This is a genomic window from Alteromonas sp. S015, from assembly GCF_036864485.1.
In the GTDB taxonomy this organism is placed as follows: Bacteria; Pseudomonadota; Gammaproteobacteria; order Enterobacterales; family Alteromonadaceae; genus Alteromonas.
Genome location: NZ_JAZETO010000009.1, coordinates 149,463 through 165,872, shown reverse-complemented (window position 1 = coordinate 165,872; position 16,410 = coordinate 149,463). Strand labels below are relative to the sequence as shown.

The 16,410-nt window shown below is 44.1% G+C and carries 16 protein-coding genes; 4 read left to right on the top strand and 12 right to left on the bottom strand.

Translation table 11 applies throughout. From position 1 onward, the window contains the following. Positions 1 to 129: 129 nt before the first annotated feature. The 3 genes from V7R42_RS17080 to rpe all read right to left on the bottom strand — a co-directional run bounded on the left by V7R42_RS17080 (position 130) and on the right by rpe (position 2,570). On the bottom strand, positions 130 to 717 hold the full coding sequence (locus V7R42_RS17080; RefSeq protein WP_334021529.1) for an anthranilate synthase component II: 588 nt from the start codon (positions 715 to 717) through the stop codon (positions 130 to 132). A 101-nt stretch (positions 718 to 818) separates the two neighbouring features. Continuing rightward, on the bottom strand, positions 819 to 1,826 hold the full coding sequence (gene trpS, locus V7R42_RS17075) for a tryptophan--tRNA ligase (protein WP_334021527.1): 1,008 nt from the start codon (positions 1,824 to 1,826) through the stop codon (positions 819 to 821). A gap of 66 nt (positions 1,827 to 1,892) precedes the next feature. After that, positions 1,893 to 2,570 carry a ribulose-phosphate 3-epimerase gene (gene rpe, locus V7R42_RS17070; protein WP_334021526.1) on the bottom strand — a complete coding sequence of 226 codons (678 nt, stop codon included), beginning with the start codon at positions 2,568 to 2,570 and terminating at the stop codon, positions 1,893 to 1,895. A gap of 397 nt (positions 2,571 to 2,967) precedes the next feature. On the opposite strand from rpe, the gene V7R42_RS17065 reads away from it, so the two are divergent. From V7R42_RS17065 to V7R42_RS17055, 3 genes are all read left to right on the top strand, one after another. Next, positions 2,968 to 3,696 carry a TorF family putative porin gene (locus tag V7R42_RS17065; protein WP_334021525.1) on the top strand — a complete coding sequence of 243 codons (729 nt, stop codon included), beginning with the start codon at positions 2,968 to 2,970 and terminating at the stop codon, positions 3,694 to 3,696. Between the two features lie 169 nt (positions 3,697 to 3,865). Then, complete coding sequence (locus V7R42_RS17060; RefSeq protein ID WP_334021524.1) at positions 3,866 to 4,174, top strand: hypothetical protein; 309 nt, start codon at positions 3,866 to 3,868, stop codon at positions 4,172 to 4,174. Between the two features lie 9 nt (positions 4,175 to 4,183). Next, positions 4,184 to 4,384 carry a DUF2970 domain-containing protein gene (locus V7R42_RS17055; RefSeq protein WP_334021522.1) on the top strand — a complete coding sequence of 67 codons (201 nt, stop codon included), beginning with the start codon at positions 4,184 to 4,186 and terminating at the stop codon, positions 4,382 to 4,384. A 73-nt stretch (positions 4,385 to 4,457) separates the two neighbouring features. On the opposite strand, the gene V7R42_RS17050 is transcribed toward V7R42_RS17055, so the two are convergent. From V7R42_RS17050 to pilM, 9 genes are all read right to left on the bottom strand, one after another. Further along, complete coding sequence (locus V7R42_RS17050) at positions 4,458 to 5,339, bottom strand: Dam family site-specific DNA-(adenine-N6)-methyltransferase (protein WP_334021521.1); 882 nt, start codon at positions 5,337 to 5,339, stop codon at positions 4,458 to 4,460. 227 nt (positions 5,340 to 5,566) lie between these two features. Continuing rightward, complete coding sequence (locus V7R42_RS17045; RefSeq protein ID WP_334021520.1) at positions 5,567 to 7,042, bottom strand: SPOR domain-containing protein; 1,476 nt, start codon at positions 7,040 to 7,042, stop codon at positions 5,567 to 5,569. Between the two features lie 121 nt (positions 7,043 to 7,163). Next, entirely contained in the window at positions 7,164 to 8,231 is a 1,068-nt protein-coding gene (aroB, locus tag V7R42_RS17040) for a 3-dehydroquinate synthase (protein WP_334021518.1), read from the bottom strand. Between the two features lie 30 nt (positions 8,232 to 8,261). Then, positions 8,262 to 8,777 (bottom strand): shikimate kinase AroK, encoded by a 516-nt coding sequence (gene aroK / locus V7R42_RS17035; protein WP_334021517.1) that lies wholly within the window; start codon positions 8,775 to 8,777, stop codon positions 8,262 to 8,264. A gap of 270 nt (positions 8,778 to 9,047) precedes the next feature. Continuing rightward, entirely contained in the window at positions 9,048 to 10,820 is a 1,773-nt protein-coding gene (locus V7R42_RS17030; RefSeq protein ID WP_334021516.1) for a type IV pilus secretin PilQ, read from the bottom strand. A 2-nt stretch (positions 10,821 to 10,822) separates the two neighbouring features. After that, positions 10,823 to 11,350 carry a pilus assembly protein PilP gene (locus tag V7R42_RS17025; protein ID WP_334021515.1) on the bottom strand — a complete coding sequence of 176 codons (528 nt, stop codon included), beginning with the start codon at positions 11,348 to 11,350 and terminating at the stop codon, positions 10,823 to 10,825. Then, on the bottom strand, positions 11,350 to 11,958 hold the full coding sequence (locus V7R42_RS17020) for a type 4a pilus biogenesis protein PilO (RefSeq protein WP_334021513.1): 609 nt from the start codon (positions 11,956 to 11,958) through the stop codon (positions 11,350 to 11,352). Before V7R42_RS17020 ends, V7R42_RS17025 begins: the two co-directional genes overlap by 1 nt. A 2-nt stretch (positions 11,959 to 11,960) precedes the next feature. Continuing rightward, entirely contained in the window at positions 11,961 to 12,539 is a 579-nt protein-coding gene (locus V7R42_RS17015; protein ID WP_334021511.1) for a PilN domain-containing protein, read from the bottom strand. After that, the gene (gene pilM, locus V7R42_RS17010) at positions 12,527 to 13,594 is read right to left on the bottom strand and encodes a type IV pilus assembly protein PilM (protein ID WP_334021509.1); all 1,068 of its coding nucleotides are present in this window, start codon (positions 13,592 to 13,594) and stop codon (positions 12,527 to 12,529) included. Before pilM ends, V7R42_RS17015 begins: the two co-directional genes overlap by 13 nt. 136 nt (positions 13,595 to 13,730) lie before the next feature. Between pilM and V7R42_RS17005 the strand changes: the two genes are divergently transcribed. Then, positions 13,731 to 16,394 carry a penicillin-binding protein 1A gene (locus V7R42_RS17005; RefSeq protein WP_334021508.1) on the top strand — a complete coding sequence of 888 codons (2,664 nt, stop codon included), beginning with the start codon at positions 13,731 to 13,733 and terminating at the stop codon, positions 16,392 to 16,394. The last annotated feature ends 16 nt before the right edge of the window (positions 16,395 to 16,410 follow it).

Below are 16,410 nucleotides of genomic sequence, written 5' to 3'. Positions count from 1 at the left end.
ATTCAGCGAATCGGTTAAACCGAATTATTAATTCTGAAAATTTAAACGACACATCGGTGAACGGCGAGTAATTTTGGCTCTCAAGTGTAACCTTCTACGCTATTAAAAAGCGTATCGGCATTAACCACATTAACTTAAGCTTTTAAAATGAAGGAAGGCTTCTAGTACGCTGTGACCGTGTTCGGTAAGCAGTGACTCGGGGTGATACTGTACGCCCCAAATAGGGTAGTCTCTATGAGAAATCGCCATTATCTCTTTTGTACCCTGTGCAGTTTCACACCAAGCATCAACCGTCAGTGTGGGCGGTAGCGATGCGGGGTCTAGCACTAATGAATGATACCGTGTTACGTTAAACGGGTTAGGTAGGCCTTTGAACAGGCCTCTGTCGCGGTGCGTTAGGCATGAAACTTTTCCATGCTTTATCTCTTGCGCACCCACTACTTTAGCGCCAAACACTTGCCCTATTGCTTGATGACCTAAACATACACCCAGAATAGGGACTTTGCCGGCGAAATGTTTAATTGCAGATAAACTGATACCCGCCTCGTTAGGTGTGCATGGTCCTGGAGATATAACTAGCTTTGAGGGCGCTAAGTCCGATATATCACTAATAGTTAGGGCGTTATTTCGCACGACTTTAACGTCTACGCCAAGCTCTATGAAATACCGAGCGAGGTTATGGGTGAACGAATCGAAGTTATCAATTAACAGCAACACAGCAGTGCTAATCCTTGGTGAATCTAAGTTGCAAAGGTTGCAACCATGAAGGATTAAACGTATCCCTCATGGCTTTAGAGCAAGATGTAAGAACTTGGTTGCTATGGCTTAGGAATGAAGCCAACTGCTTTATATACCTTAGCTAAAGTGTCCGCCGCCCGCGCTGATGCTTTTTCAGCGCCCTGACGCATTACGTCGTCAAGATATGCTCTGTCTGCGCGAATTTCAGCATAGCGCGCCTGAATAGGTTCAAGTAGCGCAACCACAGCATCTGCTACATCGCCTTTAAGGTGGCCATACATTTTGTCGGTGTACTCAGGTTCAAGTTCTTTAATGGGTTTGCCTGTTGCCAGTGAAAGCAGGGTCAGTAAGTTTGACACGCCAGGCTTTTCAGTTGGATTGAAATAGATATTAGCTTGTTCGTCAGAGTCAGTGACTGCACGTTTTATTTTCTTAGCCAGCTTTTTAGGTTCTTCCAATAAGCCAATGAAGTTATTTGGATTGTTGTCCGACTTTGACATTTTCTTTTCCGGCTCTTGTAGGCTCATGATACGAGCACCAAACTCTGGAATGTAGGGATCTGGTAAACGAAATACGTCGCCGTACAAGTTATTTACTCGTGTTGCGATATCGCGTGTTAACTCAAGGTGCTGTTTTTGGTCCTCACCTACGGGGACTTTATCCGCTTGATAAAGCAAGATATCGGCTGCTTGAAGCACGGGGTAGCTGTACAAGCCCACATTAATATTATTTTCGTTTTTTGCAGACTTATCTTTAAATTGTGTCATGCGATTTAGCTCACCCATTTGGGCATAGCAATTTAAGACCCAAGATAACTGGGCATGTTCTGGCACGTGCGATTGCAAAAACAGCGTACTTTTTTGTGGATCTATACCACAAGCAAGATAAAGAGAAAGGCCGTCTAAACAAGCTTCAGCTAGCTGCTTAGGATCTTGTCGAACGGTGATGGCATGCAAATCTACTATCATATACAGACAGTCGTGGTCGTCTTGCATGGAAACCCACTGTTTAAGTGCACCCATATAATTGCCAAGGGTAAGTTGTCCTGAAGGCTGACAGCCACTTAATACAACGGGTTTATTACTCATTTCTTTTTTACCTGTAATACGTTAAATACTGTGAAAATAAAGCTTGAGAAAATTAAGTTTCAAAAACTATGCTTTAGACAGCGACGCTAGTTCATTGCGCATTTGTTTAATGACATCGCTGTAATCGGGTTGAGAAAAAATAGCCGAACCAGCCACAAACATGTCCGCACCTGCTTCCGCTATTTCGCGAATGTTATCGACTTTTACGCCACCGTCAATTTCAATTCGAATATCGTAGCCACTTTCTAACACACGCTGCCTTACAGCGCGTACTTTATCTAAGGTGCTTGGAATAAACTTTTGACCACCAAAGCCAGGGTTAACCGACATAATAAGAATGTGATGCAGCTTGTCCATAACGTGGTCAAGGTAATGGAGTGGCGTAGCTGGGTTAAATACGAGTCCCGGCTTGCAACCTGCATCGATAATAAGCTGTAGTGAACGATCTATGTGCTCTGAAGCTTCTGGGTGAAAGCTAATATAACTAGCCCCTGCATTCGCAAATTTCTCAATGAGATCATCGACAGGTTTAACCATGAGGTGTACGTCGATAGGTGCGGCAATGCCGTAGTTTCTTAACGCCTCGCAAATCATTGGCCCAAACGTAAGGTTGGGTACATAGTGGTTATCCATTACATCGAAATGCACTACATCAGCACCAGCCTCTAATACCTTTTCTACGTCTTCGCCAAGTCGAGCGAAATTGGCCGATAGTATCGATGGAGCAATTAGGAATGGTTTCATTGCATGTCCTTTCATTCTAAAAACAACAGAGTGCGTTGCCACTTACGTTTCACCTTTGCGAAAGTTTACCCAAATCCGTGCTTCTTTACTATGCGAAGGGGGAAACAGCGTTAATTTCACAAAAATTTAAGATAAACAGACTTTCTCAGTGTATTGCCCAATTTTGGTGAGTGTGCGTTACATTGGTGCATTTTTATGCAGTGCTTTTTAGTCTTTATAAAAGTCTGTTGATTTCATTAATTAAAAAATTTATTTTATTTCAATTGGTTATTTTGTTTTTCGTGAACTTTTTTGATGAACCATAAATGGGCATCAACTTTGCGTTATCCAGTCCAAAAAGAAAACACAGACAGAAAAAACGAATTACAACAAGTTTGAATTTGACTGGAGAACACACATGAAAACATCTACAAAAAGAACAATACTTGCCGCTGCTATTTCTTCAGCGTGTCTGTTAACAGCCATGCCTAGTTATGCAGAAGGCGCATTTACAGCGAATGCGAGCGCCACGAGTAACTACATTTGGCGTGGTCTAACACAAACAACCAACGAAGCCGCAGTACAGGGTGGTATCGATTATGCGCATGAAAGTGGTTTTTATGCGGGTACGTGGGCATCTAACGTTAACTACGGAGCAGGTGACGAATATTCATACGAGCACGATATGTACTTCGGTTTCTCAGGTGAGTCTGACGGCATTGCTTATGACTTTGGCTACCTCTACTACAACTACGATGACGAAGCAAACTTCGATTTTGCAGAAGTTTATGGCTCTGTAGGTATGGGCGGGTTGAGCCTAACGGTTTACCTGCTAGCACACACTGAAGCCGATGAACCTGAAGGGAAAGACTTTGGCTTTGCACAAGCGTCTTACACATCGCTTGATTACAGCATGGAAATTCTAAATGGCACAGAGCTTGGCTTCCACGTAGGTTACCACGAAGGTGACTTTGCAGAAGCGTTCAACACTGTTGAAGGCTACGTTGATTACGGTATTTCACTGTCGAAAGATGGCTTTAGTTTCGCTATTACAGGTACCGATCTAGACGATATGGGTGGTGACGACGAATTTGATAACGACGCAGTTAAGTTCACAGTGGCTTATTCAGTAGACTTCGAACTATAACTACCTTGTAGAGGCCATTGGATGGCCTTTAATAAAACGTTGTGTACTAAAAGCCTAATGTGACTTCATTAGGCTTTTCATATCATAAGCAACGCAATTTTAACTTGTTCATAACCTACTTTTGATTATAATGAGATGGATTTTTAACCGAGTGTAAGGAGTATTCAGGATGAAAGTTCTCCCCTTTTTTGCGATTTGCGGAGCGGTAGCGCTTTTTAGTGTTGCAGTTACAAGTACGCCAAATTCTCACTCGTCAGTATGTGAATTCCAGCCTGTTACGGAATTCAACCCCAAGTTGCCCGCAAGCCATATTCAAAACCAGTGTGCCCGCCATCAAGAGGGTGTTGAAGAAGTTAGCTGGCTGTCATGGATTGCAGGGAAATCTTTATCATTTCAATTTCACTTTTTAGATTTGCTTGAGTTGATGCACAACGACGAAAGTAATCGCGATTTCACTTCACCCGCTAACGACGCTTAGGGGAAAGTGATGCAATCTGGCACTGGTTTTTGGTCAGTACTAGGTAGTGTAATCGCTAGCCTATTCGGTGTTCAAAGTCATAAAAACTACGAACGAGACTTTACCAAAGGCACTTTCATCAGTTTCGCCGTGATTGGCGTACTCTTGGTGGTGCTGTTCGTCGTGTCGCTCTTTATATTTGTAAAATGGTATACGGGTTACAGCGCATAGCGTAACGCATGTAAAGTAAGTGGTGTGCCAGCTAGGCAGAGATTCCCAACAGATGTCTTTCAGATATCAATCACTAGCGTGAAGGGTGTGGACACGTCTTCTTTTTACGAATATTTCGCTTTGGTACTACTTTAGCAGGGGGAAAGTAAGCCAAAATCTCATCTACGGGGAGACGCTTCGCGCCGTTTTGACTTATAGAGCGCTTAACTGACAGCATACTAAAATCTGCGCCGTGATAAAGCGATCGAGTCAACGGTAAATCGTGGTTAGAGATGAGAACTGGAATACCTCGCTTTTTAGACGCGCGGGAGGCGAGTTCAGCCAGCTTTTCTTGTGATTCTTGTCCGAAGCTTCGCGCAGCGTAGCTGGTAAACGCTGCGGTTTTACTGATAGGAGCATACGGTGGATCACAATATATAACGTTACCACGTCTGGCTCTAGAGAATACTTTTTCAAAGGGAAGGCAGGTAAACGTCGCTTTTTGTGACTTTTCAGAAAATACAAACATCTCGTCTTCTGGAAAGTAAGGCTTCTTGTAGCGACCGAAAGGTACATTAAAACGGCCTTGAAGGCTGTAACGACATAATCCGTTGTAACCGTGGCGGTTCAAATAGAGAAAAAGAATGGCGCGGTAATATTCGTCTTCTGTGGCATTAAACTCTTCCCGTAACGCGTAATACATTTTTTCTTCATTGCGCTTTCCGTCGAAGAATGTGCGTGCATCATTAATCAGTGCGTCGGGTTGTGCTTTAAGAAAGTTGTAGAGATTAATGAGATCTGGGTTGATGTCATTAAGCAAGTAGCGTTTATATTGCGTATTCAAAAATACAGATCCGGCACCAACAAACGGCTCTATCAGTTTATTGGCTTGCGGTAATCTGGCCTGAATATGCTCAACCAAGCTGTATTTGCCACCGGCCCATTTTAAAAAAGCCCGGTTTTTTTTCTGCATCATGCTTAAACGTTACTACCTAGACGGAATGAAGACGGTGGTTTTTTTCGTGCGCCGCCGTTCCAAGGGAAAGGGTCGTCTTTCTACTTTTATGTTGAACAGTATCAGATATCACCACGCTAAAAATAGATTGTAACTTTCATCAGTAAAACGGACAACCAACAAGTGCCGCAAGAACAGAATTTTGCTCATTTACTGGAAATATTATGGCCACCCGGTTGCAAAATGACTTAATTTTGCGCTTTACTCATCTCCGAGAGGATTTGGTTTCCTCGCTTTATAAAAGCATTTTGTTTACCTGGATATTCGGGTAAATCTGTTCGTGCTTGTTGCGCTTGAGATAGCGAAGCAAAGATTCGCTTGTCAACGACCACGAACCACTCGCCACCATAACGCATAGTTTTATAAATTCGTGTTTGCTCAGTAAGCTTGTTTTCGCGTAGAAATTCATTAAGCACTGATTCATTCTTCATGGCTAATAGTTGTATAGCGTAGTCATTCTCACCAATCCAGCTTTCCTGATCTTGTGTACGGACTACCGAACTTGGCGCTACGTTGTCATTGGCGTCTGAGGTACTAATTTGTGTCCCTTGAGCCGGTTCCTGGGGATTTAGTGCGCTGTTGCTAGCGACCGTGGTGCCGCTGGAATCAGTCGCACTACTTTCAATTGTGGCAATTTCTGACTTGTTCTTGTCTTCCTGTGCTAAAGACGGCGTGGCTTCATGCAGGGATGAAACCGCACTTTCCCAGTTGGTAATCAACAGCCCCTCTTCTGGCAATTCGCTTTTTAGGGGCTCCCCCACTTTTTCTTCGTTATCATTTGGCGAGGAAACAAGCTCTACGTTACTTATTTGGCTGTTAGGTTGAATCGTTGCGTTTGATGCCACAGCTATCTCGCTCTCTTCTGGTTCACCACTGCCTATAAGCTTGCTATAAGCAGAGCCAGGCTCAACTTGCGTTGTCTCAGCTTCCGGTAAGGACTGGTTAATAGGTGCAAAAATCGATGCTAATTTATCACCGTACTGCCAGTAAATAAGGCCAGAAAATGTAGCGAGAAATACACATATAAGAGTGATATAAAACCACTTTGTCTTTAACGGGTTAACAAAGGTTTGTGTGTTTTCACGTTGTCTATTTTCTAGATGAGCCTGAAAAGCTTCGCGACGTGAGGCAATCATTTTGTCGAGCTCTGACTCGAAGTTAGGCTGTTCGCTAATGACTGACTGACTGCTAATTATAAGTGGGGTTTCTGTATTCTTTGCAGGAAGCCACTGCTTGGCGCGCTCTGCCCACTCGTTATTTGCAAACAAAAGTACATTTAGATGCTGTTTGTTACCAGCAAATCGGCTTTGAAGCACCAGATCCCATAGCTCCTGCAACAGCGCATCGGGGAGATTATGAGCTTGCGTGATGGCTATAAGAATTGGACCTTCGTGGCTATTTAGATCTGAAAGTAGTTCGTTTAGAGGCCTAACGAAGCTACCTACTACTTGACCTAGAAGCTGCCGACAAAGCTGTCGACGGTAGTCGGAGGGCTCCATATTTTCTTGCGCCGTTAAATACGCGATCTCGGTATCATCGTGCTGCTGGAAGACAAAGGCTTCAAGGGTCTTTTGTTGTTGAGCAATAGACTCACCGCTGACAAAAATCAGCTGAGAAGAGTAATTGACCAAATATTCCAAACGTTCATGCAGTTCACTTTGCATGGGAGTTTGCCCTTATTCACCGTTGCTTTAAAAAATTGTCCTGCAACGCACCGTTTCATGATTTCAATTAACGTAGGAAGTCAAGATAGACGCGTTGCTTGGTTGTCGCGAGGGCTAAAGACTAAGAGAGGATGTCAGTAAGAATCGCGTCCGTGACGTCTTTGGTAACAACCGCTTTGCCTATGCCTTGAGGAAGCACAAATCGAATACTGCCTGCTTCCACTTTTTTATCGCGTTTCATATGCTTAACGTAGTCATCCTTTGCCATACTATTTGGACCTGCAACAGGTAAAGCAAATGCTTCAAATAGCGAAGATACGCGTCGTGTTTCTGACGCTTCAAACCACGTTAACGCTTCAGCAGCTTTACAAGCAATTATAGTACCAGCGGCCACCGCTTCGCCATGCAGCCAATTACCGTAGCCTTGTTCGGCTTCAATAGCGTGACCAAAGGTGTGCCCAAGGTTAAGAATGGCGCGTAAACCACCCTCACGTTCATCCTTTGCTACCACATCTGCTTTGATTTCGCAGCAGCGCGAGATGGCTTGGGTAAGGATTTCAGTATCAAGCGACGTAAGTGCGTCAACGTTATCTTCAAGCCACCTAAAAAACGGGGCATCGTAAATGATGCCGTATTTAATAACTTCTGCCATACCGGCAGCAAACTCTCTTGCGGGTAATGTAGCGAGGGTATCAGTATCAATGGCCACGTAAACCGGTTGGTAAAACGCACCAATCATGTTTTTACCGAGCGGATGGTTTACTGCGGTTTTCCCACCAACCGATGAGTCTACCTGAGAAAGCAAAGTCGTAGGGACCTGAATGAAGGGCACGCCGCGTTGGTATGTGGCCGCAACAAAGCCCGTAAGGTCACCAATCACGCCCCCGCCAAGTGCGATAAGCGTTGTATCTCGTGCTGCATTTAGTTCGAGAAGTCGTGTCATGACTACTTCGAATTGTTCTAAGTTCTTATATTGTTCGCCGTCAGGTAAAACAATGGTTTCAATTTGAACATCTCCACACGCTGCCTTGACGGTTTCTAAATAAAGTGGGGCGACAGTTTCGTTAGTTACAATAACGGCAAGTGGGCCTTTTATATATACACTAAAAAGGCCAGGTTGCGAAAGCAGCCCAGCCTCTATCTGTATAGGATAGCTACGTTCTCCAAGTTCCACAGTTAAGGTTGACATTGGCGTAGCACCTCCTATTACATATTTAATTTATAAACCAATTTTACTGATAATCTGATTTGCCACAGCACGCGCGCTTTGGTCGTCTGTATCAACGATATAATCAGCGACTTCTTCGTAAAGCGGGTTGCGCATTTCTGCAAGATCGCGAAGTACTTGTTCTGGATCTTCGTTTTGCAGCAAAGGACGACGTTTGTCGCGTTGTGTACGGGCAACTTGCTTATCGATTGTCGTTTGTAAATAAACAACAATACCACGGGCAGATAAACGATTACGCACTGCTTTAGTTACAATAGAACCGCCGCCAGTAGCAAGTACAATACCTTGCTTATCTGTCAAATCGTTAATGACATTTTCTTCGCGTTTACGGAAGCCGTCTTCGCCTTCGATATCGAAGATCCATGCAATGTCTGCACCCGTGCGGCGCTCAATTTCCTGATCCGAATCAAAAAAGTCTAGGTGAAGTTCGTCTGCCAGATGTCTACCGATGGTACTTTTGCCAGCACCCATTGGGCCAACTAAAAAGATATTACGTTTTTCAGCCATATTTGCTTATATCACAACTTAATCATGTTAGGGGCAGTGCACTGTTGCCTTACCAGCCTACCCATTGACTCGTGCCTATTTAGTGTCCAATAAGCACCACTCCTTAAACCTCGCTTAAATTTCGAGGCGGGGATTATCTCAGTTTCATGCAAGTCGTTGCAAGTTTTGTTACCAACAAATAGCGTATACCTGTAAATTTAGTTACAAAAAAGGGCTGAAAACCCAAAAAAGCGCACCAAGATGCGCTTTTTTGAAAGTAAAAAATGAAGATTAAGGTCTTTCAGTGACTATCTTGGGTGTAACAAAGATAAGCAGTTCTCGCTTTTGCTGAAGCTGTGACGAGTTCCTAAATAAGGCCCCAACGACAGGCAAATCACCAAATAAAGGCACTTTTTTCACACCATCTGAGCTGGTTTGTTGGAATATTCCACCTAATACAATGGTTTCACCGTTTTCTACTAAAACCTGCGTTTTAATTTCTTGGGTATCAATAGCAACAGCATCACCTGTAGATGTGGAAACGGTTTCGCCGCGGGTGTCTTGGGTTACAACTAAGTCTAAGATGATGCGATTATCAGGCGTAATATGCGGCGTAACTTTCAGTGACAACACGGCTTTTTTGAACTCTACCGAAGTCGCACCGCTTGACGTTGCTTGCACGTAGGGTATTTCCGTACCTTGTTCAATGTAAGCTTCATGCTGGTTAGCAACCGTAATTCGAGGGCTGGCTATAATTTCGCCTTTGTTTTCTGATTCCAACGCAGAAAGCTCAAGGTCCAATATAGTGCCGTCTACAAGACTCGCAATTTGAAAACCAATGCTACCGGCGGCGCTGGTAACAGGGAGATTTACGTTGAGGCGATTATCAATACTAGGCACTACGCCACCGGCTATGGTGTCAGCACCCTCAATGCTACCCGACACACCATTATCGTCTTGACGGTCGCTGAACCCCCAGCGGACCCCAAGCTGCTCGCCAACATCGTCAAGTACAGTAACCATTCGGCTCTCAATTAGCACTTGTTTTACTGGAATATCTAAGGCATTGATGGTTTTTCTTGCTTCATCAATAGATGCTAACGTGTCGCGAATAAGTAAAGTGTTGGTTCGCTCGTCTACGGTAACACCGCCTCGTTCAGATAAGATCCCGCCCTCCGTCGATTTCAAAATCGTGGCCAGTGCAGCAGCTTTTGCATAGTTAACAGGAATATTGACTGTATGAAGAGGCGCTAAATCTGAAACTTGCTTTTTAGACTGGAGGGCTTGGGTTTCACGAGCCGATAGCTCTTCAGCCGGTGCAATTAATAAAATATTACCCTCTAATCGCTTGTCCAGGCCTTTAACGCGCAGAATCATATCAAGTGCTTGGTCCCATGGAACGCCTGACAAACTTATCGTTACGTTTCCTGTAACTGTATCGGTAGTAACCAAGTTAAAGCCATTAACCTGTGCAATTATCTGTAGAACTTGTCTTACAGGTACATCTTGAAAATCAAGAGAAATGGGATCGCCTGTGTATACCTTTTCAGCTTCCAAGGCATCTTGCTGCGCACTGTCCATTGGCGTTATCGCCATGCGTATCACGCCGTCCTCGACGGTATTTTGAACCGTTACGGGTCCGGAATAATTAACTTCAATACGAGCGCCATCTTCATCTTCAAATGTTTCAATGGTAGAAACTAAGGTGCCGAAATCAGCAACGTTAAGTTCTACCAATTGATTTTCACCAAGTTCGGTGTCGGGCAAGGTTAGCGACACTTTTCCCTGTGACTCAATAAGCTGTAGTTTTGGATCTTGGCCCTCGAAACTTACGAGCGTTACGGCGGTATTGTTAGCCGCTTGAGTAAAGTCGATGTTTGTGACTGTAGTAAAAGCTGTTGAGGCATTTCGTTTGCCATCAGGGTCGACTAATAAAGGCTCTTGAGCTTTCAATGGCGAGACAAATAAAGTAAACGAAAATACTGTAGCCACAGCCAAGGCTAGCCAATACCATCTAGGCGTTCTACGATTCAGAGATTTTTTAAATATGTATCGTTCGGCCATGCTTACTCTCCCGCCTTCGATGCTGTAGTCATTGTTGTTGTTTTCCTTTGCCAGCAGCCTGCACCATCAGGTAATAACTGTTGAATAGTAATTGAGTTGGTGCTAATTTCCATAATTTTGCCATAAAACAAGCCGATTCGACTCCCTACTTTGGCTTTGTGTAGTACGCCATCGTTACTTTCCAATAATGCCCACTGCTCTCCTTTAACGGCAAAGTTTCCGGTTAACGCAAGGGCGTCCACACCATAGGCCTCCAAAGCGTCTTTAGGGCGTTGGAAGTTTGGTTGTAAACAGTTTTCTACCCGTGCTTTTACGACTGGTGCGGTATTATTTTGTGGACGATCAAAAGGACTTCTCAACGCGCTGGCCGAATAGCTAAAAGGGGGGTGAGCTTTGAATTCTGGATACGGCTCAATTTGAGGCTGAGCGCGTTCTTTAACACTTTGAGTATACGCCTGTAAATCGTCGAGTTTAGGGGAACAGCCCGTAACAAGTAATATAGTGAAAAGAGATAAAAACGAACGACTCATTATTTATCTCCTGCAATGTCTGATGAATTTTCCGAACGATAGGTTTTCGCTTGAAGTTTCAGCGAAAGACCACTTGCTTCACGCTTTATGTCAAAATCGTGAAGTGTGACGATACGAGGTAAATCCGCCACCTTAGAAACGAACTCGCCAAAGTTGTGATAGTCCCCACTTACTTCCATTTCGATAGGCAGTTCCGTGTAAAACTCTTTGGGTATTTCTTGTTGCCAATTAAGCAGCTCGAACGTGAGTCCTGACGAGGTACCAACATAGGTTATATCGTCAAGCAATCCCGGCGTTTCGTTGCTGGTTGGCAAACTTTTTAGCATCGATGAGAAGTCTTTTTTGATTTGTGCAAGCTGCGCTTGGTAGGCTTCTAAATTAGCGGCAATACGGTACTTAGCTTCAAACTGTAGTTTGAGCTCTTGCTCTTTTAGTTCAGCGGCATCTTTAATAGGTAACTTGGCGCTTATTAACATGTAGTAGCTTAACGCGCCTACTACTATTGCGACAAACGCAGCAACCACGATGCGAACTTCGTTTGGCCAAATAGCAATTTGTTCAAAATCGAGTTCATTCAGTTCTTTAAGTTTAGAAACGTCAAACTTCATGATTATTGCGCCTCACTACTTTGAATTTCTAAGGGAGCAACATTGGGATTTATCGAAAAAGTAAGAGTAAAGTTGCTTACAGCTCTTGCTGCACTACTGTCAGACTTAATAGTAGAAAGCTCTGCAGCAACAAATACTTTCGAATTTTCTAGTGCACGCATAAAGTCGGAAAGGCGATTGTTTGAATCACTTGTACCTTCAATTTTAATGCGATTATTGCTTCTGATCATAGATTCGAAAGACACACCGGGAGGGACAAGTCTGACAAGTTCATCAAATACTATAGGGGCCACGTTGCGGCTTGCTTGTAGTTGCTCAATTAATGCCATGCGCTGTTCAATGGCATTTTTGCTATCTTTAACTTTCTTAATCTCAGCAATTTGCGCATCTAAAACCGCAATTTCTCGTTCAAGATATTGGTTACGTGAATTTTGATTGCTGATTTGCTGGTCAATGGCTTGACCAATAAACCAAAAGATTAATCCTACGATGGCGGCTACAGCAAGTAAGCCTGCTAAGTATTGTTGTTTCTGATGTTGACGCTGTTTTTCTCGCCAAGGTAGTAAATTTACATGTGCCATGGCATAAAGCTCCGGCTTGCTAGACCTGCGGCTATCGCAAGCTGGGGTGCAACTTTGCTGAGTCTTGTGACATCAAGTTTAGGATTTATCGACATAGTGCTAAAAGGATTAAAGCAATCAACTTCAAGGTCTAGATCTTGTTTTAAAATGTCGACCAACGGCGCAATAGTTGCTGCACCGCCGCTAAATAGTATTTTGGTCGGACGCTGTGCATGTAGTGTGCTCATGTACATTTGAAGTGCACGGTTTATATTTTGTTGAAGATTGGCGGCAAAAATGGGAAGCGTATCTTCCACCCAATTTCCAGAAAGTGTGCCATCAATTAGCTGTCGCTCTGCGCTTTCACGCTCAACCATATGGATAGCGCTGATGTCGCTAATCAATTGATTAAGTCCAAAAGCGTGCTCTTTTGTGTATATAACATCGCCATTTTTTACTACGCATATCTGAAGAAGAGAAGCCCCAACGTTAATGCAGCAAAGTGGCACGTCTTCAGCCTGAAGCGAATGGAAAAAGTTGATGGCGTTGCCGATGGCATAATTTTCTATATCAACAATCTTAGGTTCGAAGTTGGCTTCTCTTGCCAGTAACAAGCGGCTCTCTACCAAGTCTTTATGCGCAGCGGTAAGCAAGACATTCACTTTACCAGTATGAGTAGCACTTGGCCCCATTTCTTCAAAATCCAAATACACTTCTTCAATGGGATAAGGAATGAGACTGTCTGCCTCAATTTCAATTTGATTTTCCAACTCATAATCGCTTTGCTCTGGGTCCATATAGACCACTTTACTGATCACAGAAGTACCAGCGACAGCAACATTTGCCAATTTCAATTTTGTTTTTAACGATTTTCGAATTTTTTTGAGGGCAATGCTTACTGGCTCATAATCCTTTATATCACGCTCAGAGAAAGCAATTTTGTTTATTGGCTCACAGGCATAGCCTTGAAGGACAAACCCGTCTTTCGATTGCTCTAACCACACCGCTTTTATTTGACGCGTGCCTATATCTAAGCCCACAATGGGAGGCAGCTTTTTCTTAAACAGCGATTTCATGTGCAAGTGTCCAGTTTCAAAGGTAGTTGCTCTAAAGTACAATATTACTCTATTAGTATTGTGCGTATGGTTCTACAGATAACACATACGTATAGAATATACGTCATTTCAACAAAATGTCTTGGTATCCGTTACAGTGAAGTACATCAAACCACTTATTTTATTTAGTTTTCTATCAGGCCTTCTTGGTTTTGCTGCACTGGTAGGTATTTACTTTTATATCAAACCAGACCTACCCACCGTAACTGTGCTTAAGGATGTAAGGTTGCAAACTCCCATGCAGATCTACACCAAAGACGGAAAACTTATTTCGCAGTATGGAGTTAAACGGCGGATCCCTGTAAAACTTGAGGAAGTTCCGCAAGAATTAATTAATGCCATTCTTGCAACCGAAGATAGTCGCTTCTACGAACACCACGGTATTGATCCCATCGGCATAGTGCGTGCTGCGGTAAGTTTAGTGCTAACAGGCGAAAAGCGTCAGGGGGCGAGTACGTTAACCATGCAGTTAGCGCGAGGGTTCTTCCTTACTCGAGAGAAAACGTATATTAGAAAGGTCAAAGAGATCTTTATAGCACTGCACATGGAGCAAGAGCTTTCTAAGCAGGAGATTCTTGAGCTTTACCTCAACAAAATTGAATTAGGCCACAGAGCCTTTGGATTTGGTGCGGCCGCGCAAGTGTATTACGGAAAACCGCTCAACGAACTTTCGCTAGCGCAAATCGCGACGATTGCAGGCTTACCCAAAGCCCCTTCTTTGCTAAACCCCATTAGTGGACCACAGCGTTCGGTCGAGCGTAGGCGTGTCGTGCTTCTTCGTATGCTAGATGAAAAGTATATTACTAAAGCGCAATTTGATGAAGCCGCCAATGCACCGATTACGGCTAAAAAGCACGGTGCCGAAATTGAAGTTGATGCACCGTACTTGGCTGACACCATTTACAACGAAATGGTCGAAATATATGGCAAAGAAGAAGCAGAAACGGGTGGCTACCAAGTATTCGCAACAGCAACATCGGACCTTCAACTAGCCGCACAGCGAGCGGTAGTGAGAAATCTTCACGACTATGATGAGCGTCATGGTTATAAAGGCGCGTTGGGGTACTTATGGGATATGCCGAAGCAAGAAGGCAAAGATGACGTAATTCCCCAACTTTCGCTAAGCGTTGACATAAGTAACAAAATAACACGAGAAGAATGGGATAATGATTCACTTATACAAGTACTAGAAGAAATCCCTCACATTAAGCCCCTGTTACCAGCGGTGGTTACAAAGGTAAATGAACAGTCAATTGATGTACTTGCCGTTGATGGAAGAGTCATTACGGTAGAGTGGGACGGCCTCGATTGGGCTAGACACTACATTACGGACTTTAGGCAGGGCAGTGACCCTAAGACCGCTTCAGATATCACTCAAGAAGGAGCGGTTATTTACATCAGGCAGCAAGAAGGACAATGGCGCATTTCGCAGCTTCCTGAAGTAAGCGGAGCCTTTATTGCGCTTAATCCAAAGAACGGTGCGGTTGAAGCGGTTGTTGGTGGCTACAGCTTCTATCAAAGCCAGTTCAACAGAGCAACGCAGGCCAAGCGCCAAGTGGGCTCAAACATTAAACCTTTCGTTTACTCAGCGGCGTTAGACAGTGGCTACACCCTGGCTTCTATTATAAACGACGCGCCTATTAACCAGTGGAACGCCGCTACAGGTGTAGCGTGGCGCCCTCAAAACTCGCCAGCAGAATACGATGGCCCAATCAGAATGCGTAAAGCCCTTGGTAAATCTAAAAACGTGGTGTCGGTTCGATTACTTCGCGGTGTTGGCCTCAGGGAAACGGCTGATTATTTAACGCGCTTTGGATTTAATAAAGAAGACATCCCGCTTGATGAAACCGTGTCCCTCGGTTCAAGTTCGCACACGCCGCTTGAAGTGGTAAGAGGCATGTCTGTCATCGCTAACGGTGGCTACTTGGTAAACCCTCACTTTATTAGCAAGGTACTTGACGAAAACGGTGATGAACTTTGGAAAGCAAACCCTGTTTGGGCATGCAATCGTTGTGAGAATCAAAGCGATCCGGAAATATTACCTGAAGACGAAGAAGCGGATATTGAAGCCTTACTTGCCGCTGAACTGAATCAAGATATTTTGCTTGGCGATACCAATGAAGATGAGAGCGAAGAAAAAGTGTTGGCGCCTCAGGTAATTTCAGCTCAAAACTCCTTTTTAGTGGCAGAGATGATGCGTACTGCTGTTCGAGCGAATGGAAACTGGAGTAAGAAGACATATTGGTTGGGCACCGGCTGGCGTGCTCGTAATATTCTTCAGCGTACTGACATTGCAGGGAAAACGGGTACAACTAATGACTCGCGTGATACATGGTTCAGTGGTTTCCATAAAGATTTGGTGGCAACAGCGTGGGTAGGCTTCGACAATATGGGGCGTCAGTTGGGGCGTGCCACACGTAATCAAAATTTGATTAACAAAGACCCCGAGAAGTTTAATTGGATAGGCAATGCCATGATTGGCATTGAAGATGGCGCTAAAGCAGCGGAGCCAGCTTGGATTAGATTCATGCAAGAGGCGTTAAAAGATAAACCTCACACGCCAATGCCTGTACCAGAAAATATCGTGCGGGTTCGCATTGATCGTACCAGTGGAAAGTTGACCCGACGGACAGACCATACGACACTATTCGAATATTTCCTGCAGGGCACTGAACCAACGACTTACGTTCGCGATGACGAAGTATTGGATCCGGCCACGCAGGATACGACTACTGCGCCTGAGCCAGAAGAAATATTCTAATTACTAACAGGCACGT

Coding starts and splice junctions, on each gene's coding strand:
- V7R42_RS17015 (WP_334021511.1), bottom strand. CDS start 12,539: ATGGCACATGTAAATTTACTACCTTGGCGAGAAAAACAGCGTCAACAT.
- V7R42_RS17020 (WP_334021513.1), bottom strand. CDS start 11,958: ATGAAGTTTGACGTTTCTAAACTTAAAGAACTGAATGAACTCGATTTT.
- aroB (WP_334021518.1), bottom strand. CDS start 8,231: ATGTCAACCTTAACTGTGGAACTTGGAGAACGTAGCTATCCTATACAG.
- trpS (WP_334021527.1), bottom strand. CDS start 1,826: ATGAGTAATAAACCCGTTGTATTAAGTGGCTGTCAGCCTTCAGGACAA.
- V7R42_RS17045 (WP_334021520.1), bottom strand. CDS start 7,042: ATGCAAAGTGAACTGCATGAACGTTTGGAATATTTGGTCAATTACTCT.
- aroK (WP_334021517.1), bottom strand. CDS start 8,777: ATGGCTGAAAAACGTAATATCTTTTTAGTTGGCCCAATGGGTGCTGGC.
- rpe (WP_334021526.1), bottom strand. CDS start 2,570: ATGAAACCATTCCTAATTGCTCCATCGATACTATCGGCCAATTTCGCT.
- V7R42_RS17050 (WP_334021521.1), bottom strand. CDS start 5,339: ATGATGCAGAAAAAAAACCGGGCTTTTTTAAAATGGGCCGGTGGCAAA.
- V7R42_RS17065 (WP_334021525.1), top strand. CDS start 2,968: ATGAAAACATCTACAAAAAGAACAATACTTGCCGCTGCTATTTCTTCA.
- V7R42_RS17055 (WP_334021522.1), top strand. CDS start 4,184: ATGCAATCTGGCACTGGTTTTTGGTCAGTACTAGGTAGTGTAATCGCT.
- V7R42_RS17025 (WP_334021515.1), bottom strand. CDS start 11,350: ATGAGTCGTTCGTTTTTATCTCTTTTCACTATATTACTTGTTACGGGC.
- V7R42_RS17060 (WP_334021524.1), top strand. CDS start 3,866: ATGAAAGTTCTCCCCTTTTTTGCGATTTGCGGAGCGGTAGCGCTTTTT.
- pilM (WP_334021509.1), bottom strand. CDS start 13,594: ATGAAATCGCTGTTTAAGAAAAAGCTGCCTCCCATTGTGGGCTTAGAT.
- V7R42_RS17030 (WP_334021516.1), bottom strand. CDS start 10,820: ATGGCCGAACGATACATATTTAAAAAATCTCTGAATCGTAGAACGCCT.